Below are 24,634 nucleotides of genomic sequence, written 5' to 3' on the forward strand. Positions count from 1 at the left end.
GTCTGATCCAAGGACGCGCGATATCCAGCGATCCCTACACGCCGCGTAATTTTTTCTGGCAAATCTCTATTTTTTCCGTGATCGCAACACGTTCGGGTGCGGTTGGGCCAAGATTCATTACCGTTTCAAAGGCGGCAATCGCCGCGTTGTGATCGCCGGTTTCCTGCAAAAGCCCTCCGCGCATTGCGTGGAACCAGCGATAGGTGGACAAATCCTGCGCCAGAGTCTCCATCGCCGATAACGCATAATACGGGCCGTGCAGCTTGGCCTGAGCCGCAATCTGATTGAGACGGATGACAGGTGTTGGCTGCAATGCGTAGAGAGCAGCGTAATGACTTTCGATCGACGCCCAGTCCGTGTCATCTACCGAATCCGCATGGGCATGTGTTGCGGCGATTGCAGCCTGTACGATGTAAACACCATGATGACCAGTCCGCTGAGCCTTCTGCAAAAGACCCGTCGCCTCGGTGATGCCCGAGCGATCCCAAAGGCTGCGATCCTGATCGTCCAACGCGACAAGCTTTCCGTCCGTATCAATTCGCGCATGACGCCTAGCGTGCTGGAACAGCAACAATGCCAGCAAGGCAGCCTGTTCCCCCATCGCCGGAAACAGTGCCGCAAGCAGACGGGCCAAACGGATAGCCTCTTCGCACAAGGTAAGCTTGATTTGATTTTGACCCGCTGAGGTTGACCATCCTTCGTTGAACATCAGGTAGACCATCAAGGAAACTTCACCCAAGCGTGCACCCCGCTCAGCTGGGCTGGGTGTTTCGAAGGCAACCGGATTGCTCGCAATCTTCTTTTTTGCACGGGTGATCCGCTGTTCCATAGTTTTTGGCCTGATCAGAAATCCGCTCGCGATTTCGTCTACGCTCAGCCCCAAAACCACGCGCAAGGCAATGGCAATCTGGTCCCGCCGGTCGAGTTCCGGATGGCAGCAAATGAACAGCAGTCGCAATACATCATCACGCATTTCGTCAGGGTCCGGTGTTTCGGCGGGCATCAACTGAAATTCCTCACTGCGACGCGCCAGAATTGCCGCACGACGCTGTGATTTGCGCACATGATCAAGGCCCGAGTTGCGTGCGGTCGTCAGCAACCACGCCAACGGATCACGCGGCGCACCGTCTTTGGGCCAGACCGTCAGCGCCTTCAGGCAAGCTTCGGCAAATGCCTCTTCTGCCGTGTCGATATCCCGGAACAATCGGGTCAGGGCCGCAAGCGCGCGCGGTCGGTGCAGAGTAATTGTAGCCTCAAGCCAGTCCGACATGACTTATTCCGATGAGATCACGCCACCCGCCCAGGCAACCGGGCGCACCTCTAGCCGTGCGACAGGGGATGAGATCATCTTTGCGTATTCCAACGCTTCATCAAGGTTTTTGAAATCAGCGGCATAGAACCCAAGGAAATTCTCTTTTGTCTCTGCAAACGGACCGTCGGTGATCAGGGGAGCCGCGCCTTCGGTCGTAGCTGGCTCGACCATAACAGCAGAGGTTGGCGGCATCAGTTTCATCGACACAAACTCGCCCCGGTCCGTTAATGCCGATTGCAGCGCGCCGTGTCCCGACATCACCTCCTCCTGGCGATCTTTGGGCAGCGCTTCGAACACGCCCGGCTCCCCATAAATCGTGATTGCGTATATCATTTTCGCCTCCATGCATCAGTCCCATGGTGCAAGGACGCGCGAGGACATGCAAATCCGACAACCGATCCCAAGATAGCCAGTTGGAACACCGAGAGGCTAATCAAATGCTAGGCGGGTTCCCAAAGCTCAATTGGGTTTCCTTCTGGATCATTGAGCCACGCGAATTTGCCATTCGGATATGGCGATTCCGGATCTCGGCGGACGTCAACACTATTGGATTCGAGCTGCGCGATCATTTTCTCAATGTCACGAACACGAAAATTCAGCATAAATGCCTTTTCGTGGTCCCCGAAATACTCTGTTACTTTTTCGAACGGGGCGAATACGGTCTCGCCTGCTTCCCGCGTCCAACACTGTGTTTCATAGTCGTTTGGTACGAGATCAATGCCCAAATTGTCACGGTACCATGCCGCCAAAGTAGCAGGCTCGTCTGCCCCGAAGAACAACCCGCCAAATCCCAGCACTTTTTCCATCTTCGATTTCAAACCCGGATACGCTATCGGAAAAGACTACTCCCATATGTGGAATTTGATAAGCGCGGCCCGTAAGAGACATTCGTCGCCCACCCGCGATGCTGCGGGCGCAGCCCGCTTTGCGGACCTACGCTGCGACTGCGAAAGTGGGCGCCAGTAGAACTGTCACTACAAGCACAGAGCCTCTGATCAATGGATGTGACCATTCAGTTATGGATGGTCTAATACCACACCGGTCGTTATGCAGAGGAAGGGAGGTGAATTTGGAGCGACGGCTTGCAGCAATTCTGGTCGCCGATATGGTCGGCTATACTCGTCGCATGGAGCGAGACGAAGCTGGAACGCTTGATGCGTTGACCGCTCACATAGATGGAACAGTTGCAACACTGATCAATCGTCACCACGGACGGATTGTCAAACTTATGGGTGATGGCATTTTGGCGAGCTTCACTAGTGCTGCAGACGCGGTTTCTTGCGCCGTTGAATGGCAACAATCACCCATGGAAGAGCCAGACCCGTTGCTTTTCCGCATTGGCATCAATCTTGGTGACATCCTCATGCAAGAGGATGATGTCTTCGGCTCTGGTGTTAACCTTGCCTCGCGTTTAGAGCAACTTGCCCCGCCAGGAGGTGTGCTCGTCTCGGACGCTGTCTATCGCGTGGTTGGCAACCGCATTTCGGTCGTGTGGGAGGATGCGGGCACACATACCATCAAGAACATTGCCGAGCCCGTTAGGGCCTGGCGCATTGGGGGAGCGGAGCAAGCACAGCCTGACGCGAAGCCAGCAGCTACACCCCGTAAAGCTACCATCGCAGTCTTACCACTGCACAGTTTGAGTGACGACCCGGAGCAGGCATTCTTCAGCGATGGCATCGCAGAAGACATTATCACCGGATTGTCTCGATTTCGTACTCTTCAGGTTGTCTCCAGAAACGCATCTTTCCGTTTCAAAACACGGGAAACCGATCCGGCAGAGATCGCAGCAGAAGTGGGAGCCGATTATCTCGTAATAGGCAGCGTTCGAAAGGCCGGTAGTCGGGTAAGAATTTCCGTACAGCTTGCGGAAGCCAGTACGGGCTCGCAGCTATGGTCAGAACGATATGATCGCGAGTTGGAAGACATCCTATCCGTTCAGGACGAGGTGGCCCGCAACATCGTTGCGGTCCTTCCGGGACGTGTTCAACACAACGTTGCCGACCGATCATCGCAAAAACCAGCAGATGAGATGAAGGCCTATGAGCTGATGCTTCGAAGCAAAGCTCTTCGAGATGGCCTAAATGCCAGGGATACGGCTAAAGCACGCGCTTTGCTGGAACGGGCCATTGCGCTCGATCCGTCCATCGCTCGGTCTTACATGTACCTCTCAGACACCTATGTTATCGATCTTTGGCTGGGATTGGCGGGCTCTGACGCTTCCGATCACATCCTGCATATCGCCCGCAAGGGTGCTGCACTGGACAACCAGGACGTCTACATTCAAGACCAACTGGGTTTTGCTTATCTCTGCGCAGGCCTCTGGGACGAAGCAAATGCACAGTTCGAAAAGACGTTATCGCAGATCGAAAACGAAGCAGAGTCCATGGCGTGGTGCGGTTATGCATTTCTGTTGCTGGGGAGGCACGAAAAAGCGAGAGAAGTCGTATCGCAAGCGATGCGGTTAGATCCGTTGCATCCCCCTTCGATCGATTGGATCATGGGGCAGATAGAGTTCTTCTGCGGAAACTACGAGGAAGCAATCGGCTTTTTGATGGGAGAGGCACGGCTCAACTCGTTAGCTGCGGCATTCGTGGCAGCATCTTACGCGCATCTTGGTCGGCAATTTGAGGCGGCGGCTGCATTGCAGGAATTTATCGCGGAGCGCTATGACGAATTTGGGAGTCGTGGCATCGAAGTGCCCAAAGACAATCTCTCCTCTCTTGCGCGTGGTTATGAATCTATGTGGCGGTGTCGAGACGATTTCGAAGTTTTGGCGACTGGTCTGCATAAAGCTGGTTTACCGGTCTGACTTACTTAATCAAAGGTCCGTGTAAGGCGTTATGCAAATCGATCTCGGCGTCTGAGATCCCGGAATCTTGCCGTTCAACCCTGCTCATTCTGGTAGGATCAATTCGCTTTGCTAGCAATAATCGGAGCAACTCTTTGACTTTTTCGCATAAGGCATACGCACTTTTGACTCCTGAGACCGGGACTTCACGATGTGGTACAAAATCACGAGAATAGGCGTACTTCATGGATCTCTCCTTTAGTAATCATGCACCTACTTTCTTAAGAATCTTGACATCCCACAAACGCCGTTTCTTGACATCCATTGTTCCAAAAAGTCACAATCGATCATGCCAAGAAACTTACCTCCCCTAAATCCGCTGCGTGCCTTTGAGGCAGCTGGGAGGTTGGGTAGCTTTACCCGTGCAGCGGAGGAATTGAACGTATCGCACTCCGCAATTTCCCGTCACATACGCGGGTTGGAAAAGCGGTTGAACGTGCATCTTTTCCGGACGCAAAAATCTGGTGTTGCCCTCACCGAACAGGGACAAATCTACTTGGGACAGATCACGCCTGCTCTTGACCAAATTGCCATCGCAACTGACGCTCTGACGTCTGCGCCCAAAGGTGTTGTTACCATGACAACAGAGAGCGCCGTCGCGCAAAAATGGTTGGTGCCACGGCTACCACGACTGAAAGCCGCGCATCCAGAGATAGACTTACGTCTTTCGATCACAACAGAGGTCATGGATATTGAGGCGCACGATTTCGATCTGGGCCTAAGATATCTTCGCACCCACCCAGACGAAGGGTACGACATGTTGTTTCCGTCACTGGTCAGAGCTTTTGCCGCGCCAAACTTTGCGCCAATTGTTGGTTCTGAGACCGACCTTAAAGTTCTGGCCACGGGCCCATTGATTGAAGAGGCAACATTCCGTCTTTGGCCAGAATGGTTCTCGAAATCTGGTTTAAAAGAGGTTCCTACTCTTGATCCGCCTCATCCATTAGGAGCACTCCTGTCAATCCAATCGGCCGTGGCGGGCCTGGGGGCTGTTCTGATGGACAAGCACCTTTGTCAAATAGAAGTTGAGACGGGTGCGTTGGTGAGCCTTAACGACGTAGAAATTCCCTTTGGAGGGTATTACCTCGCCACCAACCAGCGCGCGGGACGGCGGCGAGCCGTCCGTGTTGTTCGAGAGTGGTTGCAACAGGAGGCGCAATCCCCGGAAGGTGTGGCTACTGCTTAATTTTGCTATGCGCAGAATCAAACCGTGCGCACCGGTCGGTCCGCCTTGAATCCCTAATCGACCTCAGAGAAAACGAAGTGTCTTTTGATTTGATTGCTCGTTAGCGGCGGGCTCCACAGCGAAACCTGCCAAACCCTATATTAGAAGTAGTCTGATCCGCGCCTGCGGAAATCATTCCAAAAAATGGAAGCTCAAGAGATGAGAAACTCTCCCCTTATCACCCAAGGCTAGAGTGCGTAGCTTCTGCAATGACGCAAGAGTATCGAGACCCCAACGGTTCGGCGTGGCGTAATCTACTGATATACCGCGTTCACTCGATATTTCTTCCGAGTCTCGGTATGAAACACCGCACCGGACATAAAAGAACACGGAGACAGGATCACGTCCTTCGGGTATTGCGCGCCTTTATACGAGATCATGAGCTGATAGTCGGCCTGACACTTAATTGTATCATGAGCTCACGACATCCATGCCCGACATAGTAGTTCGTGGAATTGGTTGTTTAACCTTTTGGTCGGGTGGCCTTTCCATGGTAAGCAACGAATGTAAGGTCAGAACCAAAACATACCGCTAAAATAAATCGAAACGCACCGGGTTTCTGGCCCAGTACACTCTTGCCGCTAGCAAGAGCCGTTCTTTCGGATCCTCCAGTGCGGCGTAGGGAATGGGCACTCTGTTCAAAGCAGTTGCGTTTTCCAGAGATTTTAGAGTCTGCGCTCCAACCTGGCCGTCTACTTTGATACTTTCACCTAATTCGTTCAGTGCCATCTGGAGAGCACGGTCCAAGGCCTCGCGTGGTACATTGTCCAACTGCGATTGTGCCTGGGCGGCTGCTTCAGTATCTGCCAACAACGCCGCTTTTGCAGCTCTGAGGGCGGCGTCTGCCGGGCCTTTTCCAGAAACCTGACCGTCGAGAATGATATAAGCGCCGTTTGCCCCACCCCAAGCATCGCCCCTTGCAAGTGATACATCATACCACTCCAACGCTTCAGAGCGAGATCGGCCTTCAAGCTGGCCACGCAAGATCATCCGCGCGATGCTAGCCGGGGCAGTTGGGTGACCGCCTTCGGAGGCTGCCATGAAATATTGCAATGCCTTGTCATAGTCGACAGGGTTTCCGCCGAGGCCAAGCAGTGCGACATAGGCGAGGTTGTCGTAGCCATAGATGTCTTTTCGCAATTCAGACGCCCGGAGATATCGCATGCCTCTCTCCGGTATGTAATGCGCCGAGTCTTCCCGCAGGAAATACAGTCCAAGCTCGTTCATCGAAAATGTGTGTCCAAGTTCAACTGCACGCTCGAGAAGCTCAAACCCACGGCTCTTTTCCTGTTGGGTATCACCTTCTCGAAGCAGCTTTTTCCCAAGGCGGTGCATGGCGTACGGGTCTTGTTCGGCGGTGCCCTGTTCCAGCAGGCTGAGCGCTTGTTGAGGGTCATACGGAATTTTGGTTACACCACGGTCGATCCGTTCCGAGTCGAGGAGCATGGCCAAGGCAAATTTCGCCCGTATGTGGCCAGCTTGTGCCGCCGCAGATATATTGGCATGTGCATCTACCAGTTGCCCGGCGGCCTGTTGCACCCGCCCAAGCTGATATCGAAAACGGGCATTATCGGGATATTCGGCGACAGCTGTGCCACACGCCTTCAGGCCGGCCGGGATGTCCAGTTCGTTTGGAAGGCGAAATACACCGACACCATTGAGATCAAGTGCATCACCTGCCTCGATGTCGCATGCGTTAATGTCCAGCTGCAATGAGACGTCGACGCGTTTACGTTCCTGATCGGAAGTGACAACTTCAACGCTAAAACTGTCCCGAACGCCATTATTGCTTATCTCGACCGCTCGGACATCTGAAATTTCAGGAGCATATGAAATCGAGGCGGTTTGCTGAGTATCTTCCAGCGCGATTACACCTTGTTCAGGGCGTTCGACAATCTGAACATCAGTGATTTCGGTCCCGAGCGCTTGCGACAACGTTTGGATCAGTGGAATGCTTTTGTCGAACTGCTGAACGAGGTCCAGCGACTGGCTGGTTTCGCTCGGAACGGCCTGGGGTTGCTGTTCAACCTGGTGTTGGGCCAGGTAAAAAGGTTTCACCAGCGTAGAGCTTTCCCACGGTATTTGGCGCCCACCCGTCGCTTGGTGGACACGTTCCCTGATGACCGGGAACAATTGTTGGATGTTTTCATATGGAGTGGCCCGTGCAGCTTCTAATACGGCTGAAGTGTAGGGGCTGTTCTGGCCGATGTCGCCATCGCTGGCGACGGCACCGGGTGAGGTCGAATATGCGACTAGTGAATTCAAAGGCGTGCTAAAAACATCAAAGCCTGGTCGCGTTTCGAACAGGTTTGCATCAAGATCCGCTGCCAACCTGATATCGCTGAACGGATTGTCCCGGCATGAATCAAGGATCGCCACATGGGCTGAACTTCTGGCAGATAATGTGTCGATAATCCTGTCCAGTGTCATCGTTGCCAAAGGAACGTCGTAAATGCTTTCGAATTTTGCATCGACCGGTAACAGGTAGTTGCGTCGTCCAATCTGAATGCCATGGCCGGCATAATAAAATAGGACGTTGGCTGAATCAGGAATGTTTAGAACCGCAGTTCGAAGAAGCTCCTCGAATTCTCGCTTTTCAAGATTGTATCCGTCGTAAACCTTAAAGTTGAATTCCCGTAACAGAGCAGCAATGTCTTCTGCATCTTTTTGCGCATTAGCAAGGTCGACGACTTCGGAGTAATCCTGATTACCAATCACAATTGCAATCCGAGGCGCTTCAGTAATCTGCGCTGTGCTCTCAGAACTTGATTGCGCCCAAACAGAGTCGCTTGCCGCAGACAAAGCGACTGTGCCCCCGAAGAGCGCGCCTAGCAGACTACGCTTCAACATGTTTTATATCCCTGCGCTAGTTCCAGCTACCGCCGCCGCCGCCGCCGGTTCCACCGCCGCCGCCACTACCGCCACCACTGCCGCCATCATTTCCTCCACCGCCATCATTTCCTCCACCGCTATCGCCACCTCCGTCGCCTTGGCGCTCTTCGCCGGAGATCAACGTGCTTTCGGTTGGTGCGGGAGCAGTTTGGACCACTGGGGCCGACACTTGGGTAGGTGTTGGCGAAGCCGCTGAAACAGGTTGTGTTGCGGGGCTTGATGGAACGGTTTGTGTCTCTGCAGTCCACGGCAGTTCGCATCCTGCCAAAATGAACGTACCCGACAATAGTATTGGCAGTGAAACTCGGGCCATAATAGCCTCCCAACTCGCTGAACTAATCAATTTCATCTCCAAGCTTACGCTTGGTAAACTCTCTCTGTCCATTGTTGTTTGCCACACAACCTAGGCCCAGACTGTAATCTGCATCACATCAGAAGTTATGTTGCAATCTTGCCGTGCGAACAGATCCGTGCTTTGCGGTGAAAACGAGTATCCGCGCACCTGCCAAGGCATAGGTTTGTGGCTGATACGAAACGTATCCATCGATGTGTGCCTCAATTAACTCTTATGTAAAAAGACGATGTCTACCGCTCGGTCGTAGTGATGAAGAAGTAAACCCATTCTCCTTTGAAGTTCGGGTTGCTTTTGCGTGCTTCGGCAATTCGTGATTTCAGGAAATTCAGATATCCCTCGGCAGGTTCAACCAACGGTCGATCGTCTTGATACAGCGGTTCCGACGCTGCGAAGGCGACAGCTATTTCCTGCCCATAAGGTGGCCCTATCGTAACAAAGAGGCCCGCGTCACCCGGTTTCGCTGCGCCGATCTGCAAAGCAGCCTTTGCAGGCGTCGGCGCCATTGGAGTTGACACGTTTGGCCTGAGGTGGATCACCTGACCTTCGGCATCGAAATAATCGACATAGACGAAAGCGTCGTAATCCGCCCCGGTCAGGTCCAATATCAGCTGCTGTCCTTTAACATAGTGAAATTCGCGCGCATGAATGTCCTTTCCGATGAGAAGCGGATTGGTGATTTGATCTGTAGATTGCGGCAATCCGACATCCGCGATGCCACTGAGCGCGCCACATTGTGGGCGAGGTAGGATGTGAAGCTTGTCGTCAACCCGTATGTTGTTTCCCATTTGTGCCTGAAGGGCTGTCAGTACAGGATTGCGCAATCCGTCTTCGGGGATATGACCGACGACCTGCAATGTGTTGGTGTCGGGTTGAAATTGAACTTGCAACCGCGCACACGGGATTTGCGCCAGCAGCCCATCGATTCCATCCCGCAGATTCTGAGCGCTATTCCCGGCGTCTTCGGGTCGCATGAAACTCTGGATCGCCGCCAGAGAGACGGGGTCGATCGGTTCATTGCCCGTGGTTGAAAAAACCTCGGACGCGTTGGTGGAAGGGATATCAGGGACTGTCTGCTTTAGGGCGACGGGTTGGGGTCTCACAGGCTGGGCCAATTCCTGTTTTGGAGGTTTGGGGGGCAAAGCCTGCTCTTGCGGTGAGCTTGAAAGGATCGGATTCGCCTGCAAAGTAGCTGGGACCAACCGAGATGGTGACACTGCTGCGGCTTGTAAGGGCTGAGGCGCGCCGGTGACTTGCTGTATCGGCTTGGCCAAATTTTCAAGCGGTGCCAGAGCATCCGGTTTCGCCTGGGTTGCCGCAAGCGTCTGCTGTGGGAGTTGCTTCGAAGCTGCGGTCGATTGATGTATCGCGCTTTGATCCAGCTGCGCCCCAATTGCATCCGTTGTCGGCGCAGCCTCGACTTCCGGTCGTGCTTCGATAGCCTCGCTTTGTTTGACCTGATGGGCGGACAATTGCATCCGGGTCTCGGGCACGGGCTGCTTCGTCACCGGGTCTGGCTCAACACTCCAAATCAGGGCCAGAGCGCCGCCGACATGAAGGGCAAGCGAGCAGACTAACCCAACCCCCCATATGAACGGCCCCTTGATCACCGTGCAGGCCCCGGAGGTGTCACCACCAGAACTACGTCGCGTGCACCCATCGCCTCGAATTGGGCGATCCGGGGCAGGATGTCGCGTAATGCAGCGTCGCGATGCGCGTTGATCCGGATCAGAATGTCTGGATCGGCCTCCAGTTGGGACTGAATGCGCTGATTAATGTCTTGCAGAAATACCTCTTCGCCGTCTAGCGCCATCGTCCCATCGGCCGCTACGGATAACGTGATGCCTCCCGCTGGCATGTCCGCCCCGGTCAGGGCCGTTGGTGGGGTTACATCAAACGGCGCAGTGGCGTCCATGCGGCCGATCAACATAAAAAAGACCAGCAGGAAGAACACCACATCGATCAGGGCGATGATCGTCTCGGGGTGATGGCGACGAGCAGGGCGAGATATCCTCACTGGCGGGCCTCCAGTCGGACCACGCGCATGTTCACGGCCCCAGCGCTTGTGATAATATCCATGACAGTTACAAGCGACTGTAGTCGAGCACCTCCGGTCGGCAGGATGATGACCTGAAGCGCAGGGTTCCGATCAAGGCGGACTGTCAGCAAGCTGATTAGTTCGTCCCGGGTGTAATCCTTACCTTGATGAAAGGGGGAACCGTCTGTTCCGATGCGAATAAGCAGTGTTTCGGATACAGTTTCGGTTTTGGCTGCCTGCGAGGGGACCGGGCGGTTGGACTGTGCCAGCGCCGGAATCATGTCTAGGTTCAGATAAGTCGACGTGACCATGAAGAACACCAGCAGGATCAACATTACGTCGATCATCGGAACCAGAGAGATCAATGGCCGGGTCGGCTTGCTTCTGTTCAGGCTGATATCGCTGTACATCGAAGCTTCCTTAATGCGCGCCGCGCTCCTCAAGCACCATCAGATTGCCAACAGCGTTCTCTATGGACTGCGCCCCTGCTTCGGCACGTCCGGACAGCAAAGAGGCGCCAATGGCAGCTGGAATGGCGACCAACAACCCGGCAGCGGTCGTCAACAGCGCCTGCCAGATACCACCCGCCAGGACCGAGGCGTTAGCCGCACCCTGCGCCAGCTCCAATTCCTGAAACGACTGAATCATTCCGGTCACCGTGCCTAAAAGCCCCAGCAAAGGTGAGATCATGGCGATCAATTCTAAAACGCGAATCCAGCTGTTCATTACGGCGAATTCTTGATTGCCGCGACGCGTCAGCTCGGCCATCAGCGCAGGCCCTTTGAAGCCATCGATAAGCGCTTGCATGGCATAGGCACAAACACGGTCCGCCGGTGATTTACCTGCGGCGACGGCCTGTTGCGCAGATTTTTTGTCTCCGACCGACCATTGGACAAATGCCGCGTCCCGAGCGGGCCCTCCAGCGCGTACCGGCGCGAGCCTGATAACCTTGACCACGATCACTGTCAGCGACAGCAAGGACAGTAGGCCAAGAAGGACGATGATTGGGCCTCCGGTGCCCAGATTTTCCAACCCCGGCATGGCTTATTGCGCCAGATTCGCTGTTGTCTTGCTGTCCAACGCTAATAGCGGGAAGCAATCCACAGGGTTTTCGTTCTGAGGTTTGCACGCGGGCAGGTCGTGTAAAAGCACCTCGGAAATATCTGAGCAATCAATCTCGGGAATCTCAAAGAGCTTTAGAACGGTCCGTTGTACCGGTAGGGGGGCTGCGTCGATGGACAGCAAGCGATCGATCACTCCGTCGCCGTCGAGGATCGCCAGTGACATTTCAAATTCTTCAAAGCTGTTACCGGTCTGGTTGCGAAACAAAAAGAAAGCGCGGCAGCCCCCAGCCTCGCCAGTTTCAAACTTGTTCAACTCAATGGACAGTTTACCTTCGTCAGCCTGCGCCATCAAGGCTGCAAGTGTCAGTGCAATGACTGCAAATATCCCTGTTTTCATTTTATTCCCGTTCTCGATTGCCGATTTCTCCTAGTCGTCCGCAGGCGTCGTCTGTGAAGACGGTGTGCCAGGGTCCGTTCGATCGGGTTCGGACCTTCCATGATAATTGCAGCATCGGACTGCATGCGAGAAGAGGAAATTTTAGTCCTCGGCATCTAACTTCTTCGGCGAAACGAAAAAAGCGTGCCTTATAGGCGTAGCGGCCAAACCATGTCGTAAAAAAAACGTATTTATTAGGTTTGACTTTGGGCCTGGTATGGGGCTGATTCATAACAATGACTGCGCATAAAACGCGAAATGTTTGCAAGCTTTGTCATCGTGTGAAGTAGTTCATATCGGTTGTCGGGAATATCACGTTAAGCGGTGCCAACAAACGGACAAGCGGCAGACAACCGCCACGTTATTGGGGAGAGTATGGAACTATCATCTTATCTGGAGCCTAGAAGCGAAGATCAGCCAAGCGGTGAAAACCTGGAATATGATCCGGCATTTACTGATCTTGAGATCGCGGCTCAGCCAGGGGAAGAACGTCAGATGGGCGACGAGGTCGTCGCCGCTGAAGAACAAGATTGGGCTGATGTCGAGGCCAAAGCGCTAGCGGTTATGGAACAGAGCCATGATTTGCGCGCCGCGATCTACCTGGCCGAAGCGGTTTTGCATACAAAGGGTCTTACTGAATTTTCAGCTTCGATAAATTACGTCAGATCTCTGCTGGATGAATTCTGGGATACTTGTCACCCTGAGTTGGACGAAGATGATGGCGACGCGACGATGCGGATCAACGCGGTGCGTGGTCTGGCCTCGACTGAACGTATGGTACGAGCGCTACGTCGCACTGGCTTGACGGAAAGCAGAACTTTCGGACGCATCACCCTACGTCATCTGGATGTTGTCGATGGCCGTATAAACATGCCAGCCGATCTGGACGACATCCCGGACGAAAACAGCGTTGCCGCCGCTTTCAAGGATACTGATGAAGAAACACTTTCCGCCAACGCGGAAGCGGTTGCATCAGCGCTTGAGAATGTAAACTCTATCGATGCTGTCTTTGCCGACAAAACGCCGGGAGAAGGCCCGAATCTGGACCCTTTGATTGACGCATTGAAGAGCATCAAGCAGGCGTTGTCCCGTTACGCTGATGTCGGTGACGCCGCAGATGATGACGTGGACGAAATGGATGCACCAACGGCTAAATCAGGATCAGGTCCGACTGCTGCGCCTGCAGGCGGTGGTGCGGTCAACTCGCCCGAAGACGTTACACGAATGTTGGAACGCATTATGGATTATTATGCGCGCTGCGAACCTTCCAGCCCGCTACCGATTTTGTTGGAACGGGCAAAGCGGCTTGTGAATGCAGATTTTATGACGATTATCGAAGATATGGCCAAAGAGGGTCTGGACGAAGTGCGCCAGATCGGCGGATTGAAAGATGATGATGACGATGGATTTTGATACGTTTCCGGCGATAGCGCTGGAACGTGGATCGAAACAAAAAGCTGACGGATGAGTCGAGGAGCAACAGATGGCTGACAGTTCACAAAAATTCATAGCCCGGAACAGGGCTCCGAGAGTTCAGATCGAATATGATGTCGAGCTTTATGGAGCCGAGAAGAAAGTACAGCTGCCGTTTGTCATGGGCGTCATGAGCGATCTGGCTGGTAAATCCGAGGTCGAGCAGCCCGCCGTTGCAGACCGGAAATTCCTGGAAATTGATGTAGACAATTTCGACGACCGGATGAAATCGATGGCGCCGCGCGCTGCGTTCACGGTGCCCAACACCCTGACAGGCGAAGGCAATCTGGCAGTAGATATCACCTTTGAAAGCATGGATGATTTCAGCCCGGCCGCGATCGCGGCCAAGGTCGAACCGCTGAAAGAGCTGCTGGATGCGCGCACACAATTGTCCAACCTCATGACCTATATGGATGGCAAAACCGGGGCCGAGGATCTGATTTCAAAAATTATGCAGGATCCCAGCCTGCTAAAGACACTGGCAGCCCAGCCCAAGCCGGGCAACGACGCTGCCGAGGAGGAGTAAAAGATGGCCGATGAAGAAGCCAAGGTAGAAGCCGCCGAAGGCGCAACCGCATTTGGATCATCCGAGTTCGAAGCTCTGCTGACCAAGGAATTTCGCCCGAAATCGGACCAGGCCAAGACTGCCGTTGAAAGCGCAGTGAAGACACTGGCCGAACAGGCCCTGGCCAACACCGGCCTTATTTCGGACGATGCGCTGCGCTCGATCGAAGGCATCATTGCTGAGATCGACAAGAAGCTGACCGAACAGGTTAACCTGATCTTGCACCATGCCGATTTCCAGCAGATGGAAAGCGCGTGGCGTGGTCTGCACTATCTGGTGAACAACACCGAAACCGACGAGATGCTGAAAATCCGCGTGATGAACATCTCGAAAAAGGACATGCACAAGACTTTACGCAAGTTCAAAGGTACCGCGTGGGATCAATCGCCGATCTTCAAGAAGCTCTACGAAGAAGAGTTTGGCCAGTTTGGTGGTGAGCCTTATGGCTCATTGGTTGCAGACTATCATTTCGATCACAGCCCTCAGGATATCGAACTGTTGGGTGAAATGTCGAAGATTGCCGCTGCTGCCCATGCGCCGCTTATCACCGGTGCCAAGCCCAGCCTGTTCCAGATGGACAGCTGGTCAGAATTGGCTAACCCGCGCGACCTGACCAAGATCTTCCAGACCCCGGAATATGCTGCTTGGCGGTCTCTGCGTGAAAGTGAAGATTCCAAATATGTGGGCCTGGCCATGCCGCGCTTCTTGGGGCGTCTTCCCTATGGTTCGAAAACCGAACCGGTTGAGGAGTTTGCTTTTGAGGAAGACACCACCGGTGCGAATAGCGACAGCTATAGCTGGGTGAATGCGGCCTATGGTATGGCGGTAAACATCAACCGGTCCTTCAAGGAATATGGTTGGTGCTCGCGGATCCGCGGTGTGGAAAGCGGCGGTACCGTTGAGGGCCTGCCAGCGCACACCTTCCCGACCGACGACGGTGGCGTTGACATGAAATGCCCAACCGAGATTGCGATTTCGGACCGGCGCGAAGCGGAACTGGCCAAGAATGGCATGATGCCGTTGATCCACCGCAAAAACAGCGACGCTGCCACCTTCATCGGTGCGCAATCGCTGCATAAACCCGCCGAGTATGACGATGCTGACGCGACTGCGAACGCCAATCTGGCTGCTCGTCTGCCATATCTGTTTGCGACCTGCCGGTTTGCTCACTACCTAAAATGCATGGTGCGGGACAAAGTTGGTTCGTTCAAAAGCCGTCAGGATATGGAATCCTGGTTGCAGGACTGGATCAACCAGTATGTTGACTTCAACGCTGATATTTCTGCTGAAGCTGAGAAGGCGCGCAAACCGCTGGCTTCCGCCGAGGTTGTTGTTGAGGACGTAGAAGGGAACCCCGGATACTACACGTCCAAGTTTTTCTTACGCCCACACTACCAGCTTGAGGGGCTATCGGTGTCTCTGCGCCTAGTTTCGAAACTTCCGTCGGAAAAAGCCGGTTAAACCGAAAAAAAAGTGGCGGCGGGTGAAGTGCTTCACTGCCGCCATTTCAAACCTCGAATATCTCAGTGTCATCATTAGCCCTTGAAGGAAGGTAAAATGGAAAACGTATTCATCAAGATGGACTTCCCCGGTGAGGCCAGGGAAAAACAACATACCGATTGGATCGCTTGTAAAGAGATCAGCTGGGAGGTTGCGCGCACCCTGGATATGGGCGACATGGGCACCACCCAGCGTGGTTATGCGAATGCAAATTTCGGCAAAGTCACGCTGAGCACCGAGCTCAGCAAAGCCTCGGCCAAGCTCATGACCTATGTTGCTTCGGGCAAGTCCAACGGCGAGATGACGATTCATCTGTGCCGGTCGGGTGACGATGAGAAGAAAGGTATGGAGCCATATCTGATCTTCACCCTGCGCGACGCTATCGTCGACAGCTATTCGGTTAGTGGGGGCGAAGAATCGATCCCATCAGAACAGTGGACCGTTGCGTATCGCGGCATCTCGATCAAGTACAAGATCGCCGATTTCAAAACCGGCAAACTCAGCGACTGCAACGAGTTCAAGTGGAATCTGGAAACCGGCGACGTCAGCTGATTTTTGGAGAAAAAATTGGCCTTGGCGGTATATTGTCCGCCAAGGCTATTTCCTTTTTTAACATCCTGACGACGCGAGGGCTTCATGACGCCGGAAGAACATCTAAGAACAGGCGATCTGACTGCCACGCTAACTGCGTTGCAAGATAAAATCCGCACAAATCCAGCCGATGCTAAGCTCCGGATTTTCCTGTTTCAATTACTTTGCGTCATGGGAGATTGGAAACGCGCGATCACTCAACTGAAGCTGAGCGCGGAAATGGATGAGGCGGCCACAATGATGGCCAAGACCTACCGCGAGGCCATCATTTGCGAAGTGTATCGCGAAAAGGTCTTTGCGGCCGAGAAAACTCCGATGATCTTTGGCGAGCCCGAAGAATGGCTGGCGCATCTGATCGAAGCCCAGAAGCTGACCGCGGGTGGGAACCTTGAACAGGCTGCCGAGATGCGGGCGAAAGCCTTCGACGCGGCCCCCGCAACGTCAGGTACTGTGAATGGCGAAACGTTCGAATGGATCGCGGATGCCGACATGCGTCTGGGTCCGGTGCTGGAGGTTATTGTGAACGGGCGCTATTTCTGGCTTCCGTTTGCTCAGATTGCCCGACTTGAAATCGAACCACCCAGCGACCTGCGTGACGCCGTCTGGACGGCCTGCACTTTGACTGTTGCCAGTGGTGGAGAAATTGCGGCGTTGATCCCTACCCGATACCCGGGCACGACGGAACACGGAGACGATGCCGCTCGGTTGGCGCGCGCGACAAGTTGGGTCGATGCGGGATCTGATACCTTTACCGGCCTGGGTCAGCGCATACTGACCACGGACAAATCCGATATTGCTTTGTTGGATGTGCGCGAATTGGTACTGAACGTGGCCGCCGAGGCCGGGGAAACGGCGGGAGATGGCTGAGAAGACCCTTGCCGAACGCTTGCAGCCTTCGCTTCTGGATCGGCTGACGGACGACGCGCCGGATCAGAAAAAGGAAGGGCGTGACTCTCGTGTGATCGACGTGGGCCGCCTGAGAGAAATCATTCAGCGTGATCTGTCCTTGTTGCTCAATACCACAGATCAATCCGATCTGATTGACGAAGATACTTATCCCTACGCGTCGAAATCTGTTCTAAATTACGGCATCCGCGAAAGCTCGGGGTCGTTTTCAACACTGCGACAAGCCCAGCGAATCCAACGCTCTATCGCGGATTCGATCGAGGTATTCGAACCTCGTATTATGAAGGGCTCGGTCTCGGTTGATTTGCGGTCCGAAAAAGGATCGGGCGAAATGCATGTAGAATACGATATTCGCGCTGTAATGTGGGCTCAGCCGATGCCTTTGGAGCTCTACCTACGCAGTCGCGTTGATATTACGACCGGCGAAGTCGCGATCGAGCGGAGTTAGTGCGATGGATACCCGCCTGCTCAAACACTACGAAACTGAACTGGCCTTTCTTCGCGAAATGGGGGCAGAGTTCGCTGCCGCTTATCCCAAGATCGCGTCCCGTCTGGGGATGGAAGGGATCGAAGTTGTCGATCCCTATGTAGAACGCCTGCTAGAGGGGAGCGCTTTTCTGGCGGCGCGCGTGCAGTTGGAACTGGAAATGCAGTTCCCGACATTCACGTCGAACCTTCTGGAAATTGTCTATCCGCATTATCTGGCGCCGACACCATCCATGATGATTGCGCAGTTTGAACCGGACGTTGGTAATGCAGCCCTCAAAGAGGGCTATACGATTTCACGTGGTGCGACGTTGCGTTCTTACTTGGCAGAAGGGGAGCAGACCGCGTGTGAATTCAGGACCTCGGCCGACATGACGCTGTGGCCGATAGAGATTACCGAAGCCGAATACATTGACGGGCGCGGTGAACTGGTCGCAGCAGGTGTGGCCAAGGAAACTGACGCCCGGGCTGGCATCCGGTTGCGTTTGAGGCGCACCGACGGCGAACCTATGGCAGAACTGGGTTTGGACGATCTTGTGCTGCATCTGGACACCCAGAGCGGCAAGGCATGGGCGCTTCATGAATTGCTGGCGACTCAATGCGTAGGCCTGACAGGGCGGTCGACAGATCGGCGTGCGGACTGGACCGTTCGCCTAAACCAGGCAGATGTTATCCCCAAAGGGTTCGAGCCTGACGAAGCTTTGCTGCCGACACCGCGTCAATCCTTTGACGGCTATCGTCTGTTGCAGGAATATTTCGCAATGCCCGAACGTTTCCTGTTCGTCGAATTGACCGGTTTGCAACAGGCTTTGAAACAGTCGGCGGGCAGTGATGTTGATATTTATATCCTGCTGCAGGACGGGATGCGCGATGTCGCTCCGGCGGTTACGCCTGCGGCATTTGCGCTGAACACAGTTCCGGCTGTCAATCTGTTTCACCGCCGATGTGACCGGGTTCATATCACGCAAATGGACACCGAGCACCATGTTGTGCCGAACCGGACAGCTGGTTTGGATTATGAGATATTTTCGATTGATCGCGTGACCGGGATTCAGTCCGATGAAGAAGGGGACATTCCTTTCCGCCCGTTCTACAGCGACACCGATCTGACAGCTGCGGGCGATAACCACTCGGCCTATTACACGGTCAAGCGTCGGATGCGGCAACGGAACGAAAAAGAACGGTTGCGCGGAGTTCGCACATCTTATCTGGGCTCTGAAGTGTATCTGACGCTGGTAGATCGGGCTCAGGCACCTTACCCCGGATCGCTTGACCAGTTGGCGGTTGAGGCGCTGTGCTCGAACCGGGATCTTCCCATGCTGCTTGCGGCGGGTGGGACAGATGTGTTCCATCTGCCAGAAGGTGGGCCAGTTAAATCGGTACGCACACCCGTAACCCCAACTCGACCTCATGCGACGTTGGCTCAGGGGGATGCAGCCTGGAAATTAATCAGCCATTTGAGCCTGAACTATCTTTCGATCTCTGGTGATGGCGCGGAAGGCGGTGCAGGCGCGCTGCGCGAGTTGTTAGGGATCTATGCTCCTCTGGGAAATCGGGTGACCGAAAAACAGTTGGAGGGCGTGGCGTCTGTTACCAGTCGCCCAATCGTGCGTCGGATGAGCGACGAAGTGCTCAGCACAGCCGTGCGCGGTTTGGAGATTACGTTGGGGTTTGATGAAAGCTTTTACGAAGGTACCAGCGTATATGTTCTGGGTGCCGTGCTTGAACGGTTCTTCCGTAAATATACGACGATCAACAGTTTCACGGAAACCGTTCTGAAAACCGAAAGACGAGGAGAGATTGCCAGATGGCGACCAGCAGCCGGTCTGGGCAGGATCATTTGAGCCTGCTTGCCGCGCTGGCGGCAGACCCTGAAAGACATCATGTCTTTCAGGCGCTTCGGGTGATCGAGGCGCATTATTCCGATGCACCGAGGTTGGGTGAATCCCGCCGTCCGCGCGAAGATAAAGTGCGGTTGGGGCAGGATGTCTCACTGGCCTTTCCTCCCAATACTCTAACCCGATTTGAACCGGCGTCAGAAAACGCACCCAGCAAGCTGAACAACCTATTCTTTGGATTCTTCGGCCCGCAAGGCCCTTTGCCGTTGCACTTGACGGAATTCGCCCGCGACCGGCAACGTAATCACCGCGATCCTACATTTGTCGCTTTTGCCGACATGCTGACGCACCGAATGATGAGCTTGCTGTACCGCGCATGGTCAGCAGCCGAACCGGCACCCAGCTTCGATCGTGGGGATGATCCGTTCGAACAGCGGGTGGCTGCTTTGGCCGGTTTTAAAGGGCAGTCGTTCGTAGATCGCGATGCGATGTCGGACATTCTACGCCGATTTTTCGCCGGGCATCTGGGATCGGGCACCAAGACAGCTGAAGGTCTAATCGCGATACTGTCCGACTATTTCGGCGTCGAGGCACACATCCAACAATTTGTAGGATCCTGGTTGGAACTTGAGCCCGATGATACCTGGCAACTGGGTGGGCCCGCTCGTCTGGGACAGTCAACCAGCATCGGAAGCCGGGTTTGGTCTCGGTCGGCCAAATTTCGAATCCGGATAGGGCCGGTTTCACTAGAAGACTACAAACGCCTGCTTCCCGGCGGCCTGTCGCAGCAGCGGTTAGAGGCGATCCTACGCACCTATGTCGGCGACACTCTGGATTGGGAGATCAATCTGGTTCTGGCCGGTGACGAAGTGCCCCGCGCATCGCTGGGCGGCACGACGCAGCTGGGTCACACAAGCTGGATCAAAAGCCGCGATGAAGCGGAAACAACCCAACCGGATGCAGATGATCTGATTCTGTACCCCGGCTACACGACACAAGAATTCGAGGCCAAAGAACTGGCCCCCAACGAGAGGTATTGAATATGACGGAAATCAGCCGTGTTTCGCTTTTCGGCAAGCTAAACAAGCTGGGCTATCAAGCGATCGAAGGGGCCACTGTATTTTGCAAGATGCGGGGCAATCCTTATGTCGAGATCCAGCATTGGTTGCATCAAATCCTCAATGGTCAAGACAGCGACATTCACCGGATCATCCAGCACTATGATCTGGATCCGGGCAAGATCGCGTCGGAACTGACCCGCAGTCTGGATATGCTGCCGCGCGGGGCGTCCTCGATCTCGGACCTCTCCGACCACTTAATGGATGCGATGGAACGCGGCTGGGTCTGGGGGTCGCTTTTGTACTCCGATAGTAAAGTACGCACGGGTTATCTGATTTTGGGCATGCTCAAGACGCCCGCACTGCGCAATATTCTGGGCAGTATGTCGCCCGAGCTTGCGAAGATAGGCGCGGATGATCTGGCCGACAGCTTTGCCGAGGCCACAGATGGTTCTCCTGAGGATACGTTGGGCGCACAGGATGGTTCCAATGTTGGGGGCGGGGCCGAACCTGGTGAGGCCAGCAGTGCGATGGCACCCGGCGCGATGGGTAAAGGTGAGGCGTTGGAGCAGTTCTGCACTGACCTGACCGAACAGGCGCGCAACGGCGAGATCGATCCGATTGTGGGTCGCGATGAGGAAATCCGTCAGATCGTCGACGTGTTAATGCGCCGCCGTCAGAACAACCCGATTTTAACTGGTGAGGCTGGCGTCGGTAAAACGGCTGTGGTTGAAGGGTTTGCGCTGCGGATTGCCCGTGGTGACGTGCCACCTGCATTGAAGGATGTGCGCTTACTGGTGTTGGATGTGGGTCTCTTACAGGCCGGGGCCTCGATGAAGGGTGAGTTCGAAAACCGCCTACGTCAGGTGATTGACGAGGTGCAGGCCAGCCCGACGCCGATCGTAATGTTTGTTGATGAAACGCATACATTGGTTGGTGCTGGTGGTGCCGCAGGGACAGGAGATGCGGCCAACCTACTCAAACCAGCGCTTGCGCGTGGTACATTACGTACAATCGGTGCGACTACATGGGCTGAATACAAGAAATACATCGAGAAAGACCCGGCCCTGACCCGGCGTTTTCAGGTCGTGCATGTTGAAGAGCCAGATATTCCAAAAGCTGTCCTGATGATGCGCGGTATCGCCTCTATGCTGGAGAAACACCATCGTGTGCAAGTTCTGGACGAAGGGATCGAGGCGGCGGTGACGCTATCGGCTCGCTACATCCCCGCGCGTCAGTTACCCGACAAATCAGTCAGCCTTCTGGACACCGCCTGTGCCCGCGTTGCGGTATCCCAGCACGCGGTTCCGGCGGAAGTCGACGACAGCCAAAGGCGGATCGAGGCATTGACGACTGAGTTAGAAATCATCGAGCGGGATGAGACAGCAGGGTATGACGTAGCCGAGCGGCGCGAAGCGGTGAATGCCGCGAAAGTGGCTGAGGAAGCGCGACTGGCAGAATTGACTGGACGTTGGGACGCCGAGAAAAAGGTGGTCGAAGAAATTCTCGACCTGCGTGCCAAGCTGCGCGAGGGTGGTCAGGAGGTTGAAGGAACTGGAACAGCCGAGGGTGAAGCCGCGACCGATGAAGCCCCGGATACGCAACCCGTCGACCGGGAGGCACTGCTGGCCGAATTGAAGGCCAAGAATGCAGAACTGGAAAAGTTACAAGGCGATATCCCGCTGATCCTGCCCATCGTCGATCATCAGGCGGTGGCCAGCGTCGTCGGTGACTGGACAGGTATCCCCGTCGGCCGCATGGTCAAAGACGAAATCGAGACCATCCTGAATCTCGAAGAGCGCCTGGCCAAGCGTGTGATCGGTCAGGACCATGCGATGAAGATGATCGCCAAGCGGGTTCAAACCAGCCGTGCGGGACTGGACAATCCGAACAAACCGATCGGTGTGTTCATGCTCGCAGGTACCAGTGGTGTTGGCAAAACGGAAACCGCGCTGGCACTGGCCGAGGTTTTGTATGGTGGCGAACAGAACGTCATTACGATCAACATGTCCGAATATCAGGAAGCTCATACCGTCAGCAGTTTGAAAGGGGCACCTCCGGGTTATGTCGGCTACGGCGAAGGCGGTGTGCTGACCGAAGCGGTAAGACGCAAACCGTATTCGGTAGTTCTGTTGGATGAGGTCGAAAAGGCGCATCCTGATGTACACGAAATTTTCTTTCAGGTCTTCGACAAGGGCGTGATGGAAGATGGCGAGGGTCGCGTAATTGATTTCAAGAATACTTTGATTCTGCTGACTTCGAATGTCGGGACCGAGATGATCATGGATATGTGTGCGGACCCCGACTTGATGCCCGACCCCGAGGGGATGGCCAAAGCGCTGCGTGATCCGCTGCTCAAAGTTTTCCCGCCCGCGCTTTTGGGACGTTTGGTCACGATCCCCTACTACCCGCTGAGCCCTGAAATGTTGGGCGAGATCACCAAACTGCAACTGGGCCGGATCAAAAAACGTGTTCAGGACGCTCATGGCGTGCCCTTCGAATACTCCGACTCAGTGGTCGAAGAGATCGTCAATCGTTGCCAGGAATTGGACAGCGGAGGCCGTATGATCGACGCGATTGTGACCAATACGATGCTGCCTGATATCTCGGCTGAGTTCCTTCGTCGTATGATGGAAGGGCACGAAGTTTCAAAAGTGGTGATCGAGGTCACAGACGGCGAATTCACTTATGGGTTTGACTGACAAAGGCCGCCATTCGGACGGATCATAACTCAATAGATTATCGCCAGTGGAGGAGTCCCAATATGGCAAAGACAACAGTTACCAAGCACAAGTTTTACGTCGTCGATCTGATCCGGTCGAAGCCAAAGCTTGAATACATCGAAATCCCAAAATACCGGGTTGATGTAGATTTCGAGATCACGAAATCGGGTAAGCTGAAAAAGCCCGCACCGGTACCCTCAACCGCGCTGAAACGTCTGGAAGATGCCGGCATGAAGGTGCTGGACGACTACGAAAAGACGATCACTCAAGAGGCTGTCCGGCTCGACAAAAAAGTCGGGGAGTTGATGAAGACGCCTGGGAAAAAATCCCAGGACGAGGCGGAAAAGCTGATCCAGGGCGTCAATCAGTCGATCAAGAATGCCATGGCCTCCGCCGAAGGTGCGGCCAAGGTGGCGATCGAAAAGAAGCTGAAAGACGAAGCGAACAAAGACAAGCTGCTGAAAGAGGCGCGCATAAAAACCACGGTGAAGGTAACCATGGGCGTCATCAAGATCAGTGGCGCAGTCGCGAGGTTGGTGGCATCTTCGGGTGCAGATGCGATGGCCTACAAGACCATTGCCAAGCAAGTGTATTCTCTGGGCAAGGAGCTTCAGCAACAGCTCAAGGGTGAGGAAAAGCTGCGCAAGGATCTGTATAAGGCAATCCAGAATTACATGAAGTTGCGTGAATCTGTCATCATGCAGGCGGCCGAGCGACAGGGTATCACGGATACATCCGGTATTTCGCCGAAAAAGCCGTTGGAGGCGATTAAGAAATTCACCGCCAAAGCTATTGCGATGGGTGAGGAAGTTACAAAGGGCAAAGACCCCAAGACCATCGCCAAGAACATGCTGGATTTTGCAGCGAAAGCGGTGAAAGGCAAGGCGGAGGACGCAAAGAAAGCACGCGAGAAATACCGCGAGCATACGACGAAGACACGTCATAAAGTGGATGATCTGGGCGCTTCGGCAGACAAATTGATGAAGGCGGCCAGAGGCTCCAAGACCCTCAAAGAGGGGATCAAGTTGGGTGCTGAATGTATGAACGTCAAACGCTCGGCCAGTGAACTTTCAAAGAAGCTGGAAGATCGCGAGAATTTCCTAAATGATATGAACGCGTTGATGGAAGGCAATGGTCTGAAAGTGGACGACACCGCGATCATCGACAAGATCAAGGCGTTGGATAAGAAAACCATCGCGACGGAAGCCAAGAACATGTTCACCAACATCAAGACCGTGAAAGGTATGATCGACAACATCAGCGACGCTGTAGGTTGATCGAACCCTTACACGTTGGGCGCGCCACTTGTGCGCCCAACTGATGC

At 54.4% G+C, this 24,634-nt stretch carries 22 protein-coding genes and 1 pseudogene; 12 read left to right on the forward strand and 11 right to left on the reverse strand.

From position 1 onward, the window contains the following. Positions 1–34: 34 nt before the first annotated feature. The 3 genes from ACR3EJ_RS21840 to ACR3EJ_RS21850 form a co-directional block, all read right to left on the reverse strand. Positions 35–1,270: a sigma-70 family RNA polymerase sigma factor gene (locus tag ACR3EJ_RS21840; protein ID WP_170543685.1), complete on the reverse strand. Its 1,236-nt coding sequence runs from the start codon at positions 1,268–1,270 to the stop codon at positions 35–37. A gap of 3 nt (positions 1,271–1,273) precedes the next feature. Next, positions 1,274–1,645 (reverse strand): YciI family protein, encoded by a 372-nt coding sequence (locus ACR3EJ_RS21845; protein ID WP_170543687.1) that lies wholly within the window; start codon positions 1,643–1,645, stop codon positions 1,274–1,276. A gap of 107 nt (positions 1,646–1,752) precedes the next feature. Beyond that, positions 1,753–2,118, reverse strand: coding sequence for a VOC family protein (locus tag ACR3EJ_RS21850; protein WP_170543689.1), 366 nt, complete (start codon positions 2,116–2,118; stop codon positions 1,753–1,755). Positions 2,119–2,375: 257 nt separating this feature from the next. On the opposite strand from ACR3EJ_RS21850, the gene ACR3EJ_RS21855 reads away from it, so the two are divergent. Further along, positions 2,376–4,124, forward strand: coding sequence for an adenylate/guanylate cyclase domain-containing protein (locus ACR3EJ_RS21855; RefSeq protein WP_480423534.1), 1,749 nt, complete (start codon positions 2,376–2,378; stop codon positions 4,122–4,124). Between the two features lie 328 nt (positions 4,125–4,452). Continuing rightward, positions 4,453–5,349 carry a LysR substrate-binding domain-containing protein gene (locus ACR3EJ_RS21860; RefSeq protein WP_170543693.1) on the forward strand — a complete coding sequence of 299 codons (897 nt, stop codon included), beginning with the start codon at positions 4,453–4,455 and terminating at the stop codon, positions 5,347–5,349. A gap of 270 nt (positions 5,350–5,619) precedes the next feature. On the opposite strand, the pseudogene ACR3EJ_RS21865 reads toward ACR3EJ_RS21860, so the two are convergent. The 8 genes and pseudogenes from ACR3EJ_RS21865 to ACR3EJ_RS21900 all read right to left on the reverse strand — a co-directional run. Further along, positions 5,620–5,768, reverse strand: a pseudogene (locus ACR3EJ_RS21865) (IS6 family transposase); the annotation flags it as partial. A gap of 151 nt (positions 5,769–5,919) precedes the next feature. Beyond that, entirely contained in the window at positions 5,920–8,238 is a 2,319-nt protein-coding gene (locus ACR3EJ_RS21870; protein ID WP_170543696.1) for a caspase family protein, read from the reverse strand. A gap of 16 nt (positions 8,239–8,254) precedes the next feature. Continuing rightward, on the reverse strand, positions 8,255–8,593 hold the full coding sequence (locus ACR3EJ_RS21875) for a hypothetical protein (RefSeq protein ID WP_480423537.1): 339 nt from the start codon (positions 8,591–8,593) through the stop codon (positions 8,255–8,257). Positions 8,594–8,865: 272 nt separating this feature from the next. Further along, the gene (locus tag ACR3EJ_RS21880) at positions 8,866–10,140 is read right to left on the reverse strand and encodes a DUF4384 domain-containing protein (RefSeq protein WP_480423539.1); all 1,275 of its coding nucleotides are present in this window, start codon (positions 10,138–10,140) and stop codon (positions 8,866–8,868) included. Between the two features lie 98 nt (positions 10,141–10,238). Beyond that, positions 10,239–10,649, reverse strand: coding sequence for an ExbD/TolR family protein (locus ACR3EJ_RS21885; RefSeq protein ID WP_170543700.1), 411 nt, complete (start codon positions 10,647–10,649; stop codon positions 10,239–10,241). Further along, positions 10,646–11,080, reverse strand: coding sequence for an ExbD/TolR family protein (locus tag ACR3EJ_RS21890; RefSeq protein WP_170543702.1), 435 nt, complete (start codon positions 11,078–11,080; stop codon positions 10,646–10,648). Before ACR3EJ_RS21890 ends, ACR3EJ_RS21885 begins: the two co-directional genes overlap by 4 nt. 10 nt (positions 11,081–11,090) lie before the next feature. Next, the gene (locus tag ACR3EJ_RS21895; RefSeq protein WP_170472021.1) at positions 11,091–11,711 is read right to left on the reverse strand and encodes a MotA/TolQ/ExbB proton channel family protein; all 621 of its coding nucleotides are present in this window, start codon (positions 11,709–11,711) and stop codon (positions 11,091–11,093) included. Positions 11,712–11,714: 3 nt separating this feature from the next. After that, positions 11,715–12,131, reverse strand: a complete 417-nt coding sequence (locus ACR3EJ_RS21900; protein WP_170543704.1) for a hypothetical protein — start codon at positions 12,129–12,131, stop codon at positions 11,715–11,717. 414 nt (positions 12,132–12,545) lie between these two features. Here ACR3EJ_RS21900 and tssA point away from each other — a divergent pair, with 414 nt between their 5' ends. From tssA to ACR3EJ_RS21950, 10 genes are all read left to right on the forward strand, one after another. After that, positions 12,546–13,583 carry a type VI secretion system protein TssA gene (gene tssA / locus ACR3EJ_RS21905; protein ID WP_170543706.1) on the forward strand — a complete coding sequence of 346 codons (1,038 nt, stop codon included), beginning with the start codon at positions 12,546–12,548 and terminating at the stop codon, positions 13,581–13,583. A 70-nt stretch (positions 13,584–13,653) separates the two neighbouring features. Continuing rightward, positions 13,654–14,169 carry a type VI secretion system contractile sheath small subunit gene (tssB, locus tag ACR3EJ_RS21910; RefSeq protein ID WP_010443394.1) on the forward strand — a complete coding sequence of 172 codons (516 nt, stop codon included), beginning with the start codon at positions 13,654–13,656 and terminating at the stop codon, positions 14,167–14,169. 3 nt (positions 14,170–14,172) lie between these two features. Further along, on the forward strand, positions 14,173–15,669 hold the full coding sequence (gene tssC, locus ACR3EJ_RS21915; RefSeq protein WP_010443395.1) for a type VI secretion system contractile sheath large subunit: 1,497 nt from the start codon (positions 14,173–14,175) through the stop codon (positions 15,667–15,669). A 96-nt stretch (positions 15,670–15,765) separates the two neighbouring features. Next, the gene (locus tag ACR3EJ_RS21920) at positions 15,766–16,260 is read left to right on the forward strand and encodes an Hcp family type VI secretion system effector (protein WP_010443396.1); all 495 of its coding nucleotides are present in this window, start codon (positions 15,766–15,768) and stop codon (positions 16,258–16,260) included. An 84-nt stretch (positions 16,261–16,344) separates the two neighbouring features. After that, positions 16,345–17,166 (forward strand): type VI secretion system accessory protein TagJ, encoded by an 822-nt coding sequence (locus tag ACR3EJ_RS21925; RefSeq protein ID WP_480423543.1) that lies wholly within the window; start codon positions 16,345–16,347, stop codon positions 17,164–17,166. After that, the gene (gene tssE, locus ACR3EJ_RS21930; RefSeq protein ID WP_010443398.1) at positions 17,159–17,653 is read left to right on the forward strand and encodes a type VI secretion system baseplate subunit TssE; all 495 of its coding nucleotides are present in this window, start codon (positions 17,159–17,161) and stop codon (positions 17,651–17,653) included. The genes ACR3EJ_RS21925 and tssE overlap by 8 nt, the downstream gene beginning before the upstream one ends. A 4-nt stretch (positions 17,654–17,657) precedes the next feature. Further along, positions 17,658–19,535: a type VI secretion system baseplate subunit TssF gene (gene tssF, locus ACR3EJ_RS21935; protein ID WP_170543733.1), complete on the forward strand. Its 1,878-nt coding sequence runs from the start codon at positions 17,658–17,660 to the stop codon at positions 19,533–19,535. Next, positions 19,499–20,569, forward strand: coding sequence for a type VI secretion system baseplate subunit TssG (gene tssG, locus ACR3EJ_RS21940; protein ID WP_170543735.1), 1,071 nt, complete (start codon positions 19,499–19,501; stop codon positions 20,567–20,569). The genes tssF and tssG overlap by 37 nt, the downstream gene beginning before the upstream one ends. Positions 20,570–20,571: 2 nt before the next feature. Beyond that, positions 20,572–23,289 (forward strand): type VI secretion system ATPase TssH, encoded by a 2,718-nt coding sequence (gene tssH / locus ACR3EJ_RS21945; RefSeq protein WP_170543737.1) that lies wholly within the window; start codon positions 20,572–20,574, stop codon positions 23,287–23,289. A gap of 62 nt (positions 23,290–23,351) precedes the next feature. After that, on the forward strand, positions 23,352–24,587 hold the full coding sequence (locus tag ACR3EJ_RS21950) for a hypothetical protein (protein WP_170543739.1): 1,236 nt from the start codon (positions 23,352–23,354) through the stop codon (positions 24,585–24,587). Positions 24,588–24,634: the final 47 nt, after the last annotated feature.

This window comes from Ruegeria sp. AB11, assembly GCF_056536325.1.

Excerpts from the sequence above, each read along its gene's own strand:
- ACR3EJ_RS21925 (WP_480423543.1), top strand. The coding sequence starts at position 16,345 with ATGACGCCGGAAGAACATCTAAGAACAGGCGATCTGACTGCCACGCTA.
- tssF (WP_170543733.1), top strand. The coding sequence starts at position 17,658 with ATGGATACCCGCCTGCTCAAACACTACGAAACTGAACTGGCCTTTCTT.
- ACR3EJ_RS21845 (WP_170543687.1), bottom strand. The coding sequence starts at position 1,645 with ATGATATACGCAATCACGATTTATGGGGAGCCGGGCGTGTTCGAAGCG.
- ACR3EJ_RS21895 (WP_170472021.1), bottom strand. The coding sequence starts at position 11,711 with ATGCCGGGGTTGGAAAATCTGGGCACCGGAGGCCCAATCATCGTCCTT.
- tssB (WP_010443394.1), top strand. The coding sequence starts at position 13,654 with ATGGCTGACAGTTCACAAAAATTCATAGCCCGGAACAGGGCTCCGAGA.
- tssE (WP_010443398.1), top strand. The coding sequence starts at position 17,159 with ATGGCTGAGAAGACCCTTGCCGAACGCTTGCAGCCTTCGCTTCTGGAT.
- ACR3EJ_RS21860 (WP_170543693.1), top strand. The coding sequence starts at position 4,453 with ATGCCAAGAAACTTACCTCCCCTAAATCCGCTGCGTGCCTTTGAGGCA.
- ACR3EJ_RS21920 (WP_010443396.1), top strand. The coding sequence starts at position 15,766 with ATGGAAAACGTATTCATCAAGATGGACTTCCCCGGTGAGGCCAGGGAA.
- tssC (WP_010443395.1), top strand. The coding sequence starts at position 14,173 with ATGGCCGATGAAGAAGCCAAGGTAGAAGCCGCCGAAGGCGCAACCGCA.
- ACR3EJ_RS21900 (WP_170543704.1), bottom strand. The coding sequence starts at position 12,131 with ATGAAAACAGGGATATTTGCAGTCATTGCACTGACACTTGCAGCCTTG.
- ACR3EJ_RS21950 (WP_170543739.1), top strand. The coding sequence starts at position 23,352 with ATGGCAAAGACAACAGTTACCAAGCACAAGTTTTACGTCGTCGATCTG.
- ACR3EJ_RS21850 (WP_170543689.1), bottom strand. The coding sequence starts at position 2,118 with ATGGAAAAAGTGCTGGGATTTGGCGGGTTGTTCTTCGGGGCAGACGAG.
- ACR3EJ_RS21890 (WP_170543702.1), bottom strand. The coding sequence starts at position 11,080 with ATGTACAGCGATATCAGCCTGAACAGAAGCAAGCCGACCCGGCCATTG.
- tssH (WP_170543737.1), top strand. The coding sequence starts at position 20,572 with ATGACGGAAATCAGCCGTGTTTCGCTTTTCGGCAAGCTAAACAAGCTG.
- ACR3EJ_RS21840 (WP_170543685.1), bottom strand. The coding sequence starts at position 1,270 with ATGTCGGACTGGCTTGAGGCTACAATTACTCTGCACCGACCGCGCGCG.
- ACR3EJ_RS21870 (WP_170543696.1), bottom strand. The coding sequence starts at position 8,238 with ATGTTGAAGCGTAGTCTGCTAGGCGCGCTCTTCGGGGGCACAGTCGCT.
- tssA (WP_170543706.1), top strand. The coding sequence starts at position 12,546 with ATGGAACTATCATCTTATCTGGAGCCTAGAAGCGAAGATCAGCCAAGC.
- tssG (WP_170543735.1), top strand. The coding sequence starts at position 19,499 with ATGGCGACCAGCAGCCGGTCTGGGCAGGATCATTTGAGCCTGCTTGCC.
- ACR3EJ_RS21875 (WP_480423537.1), bottom strand. The coding sequence starts at position 8,593 with ATGGCCCGAGTTTCACTGCCAATACTATTGTCGGGTACGTTCATTTTG.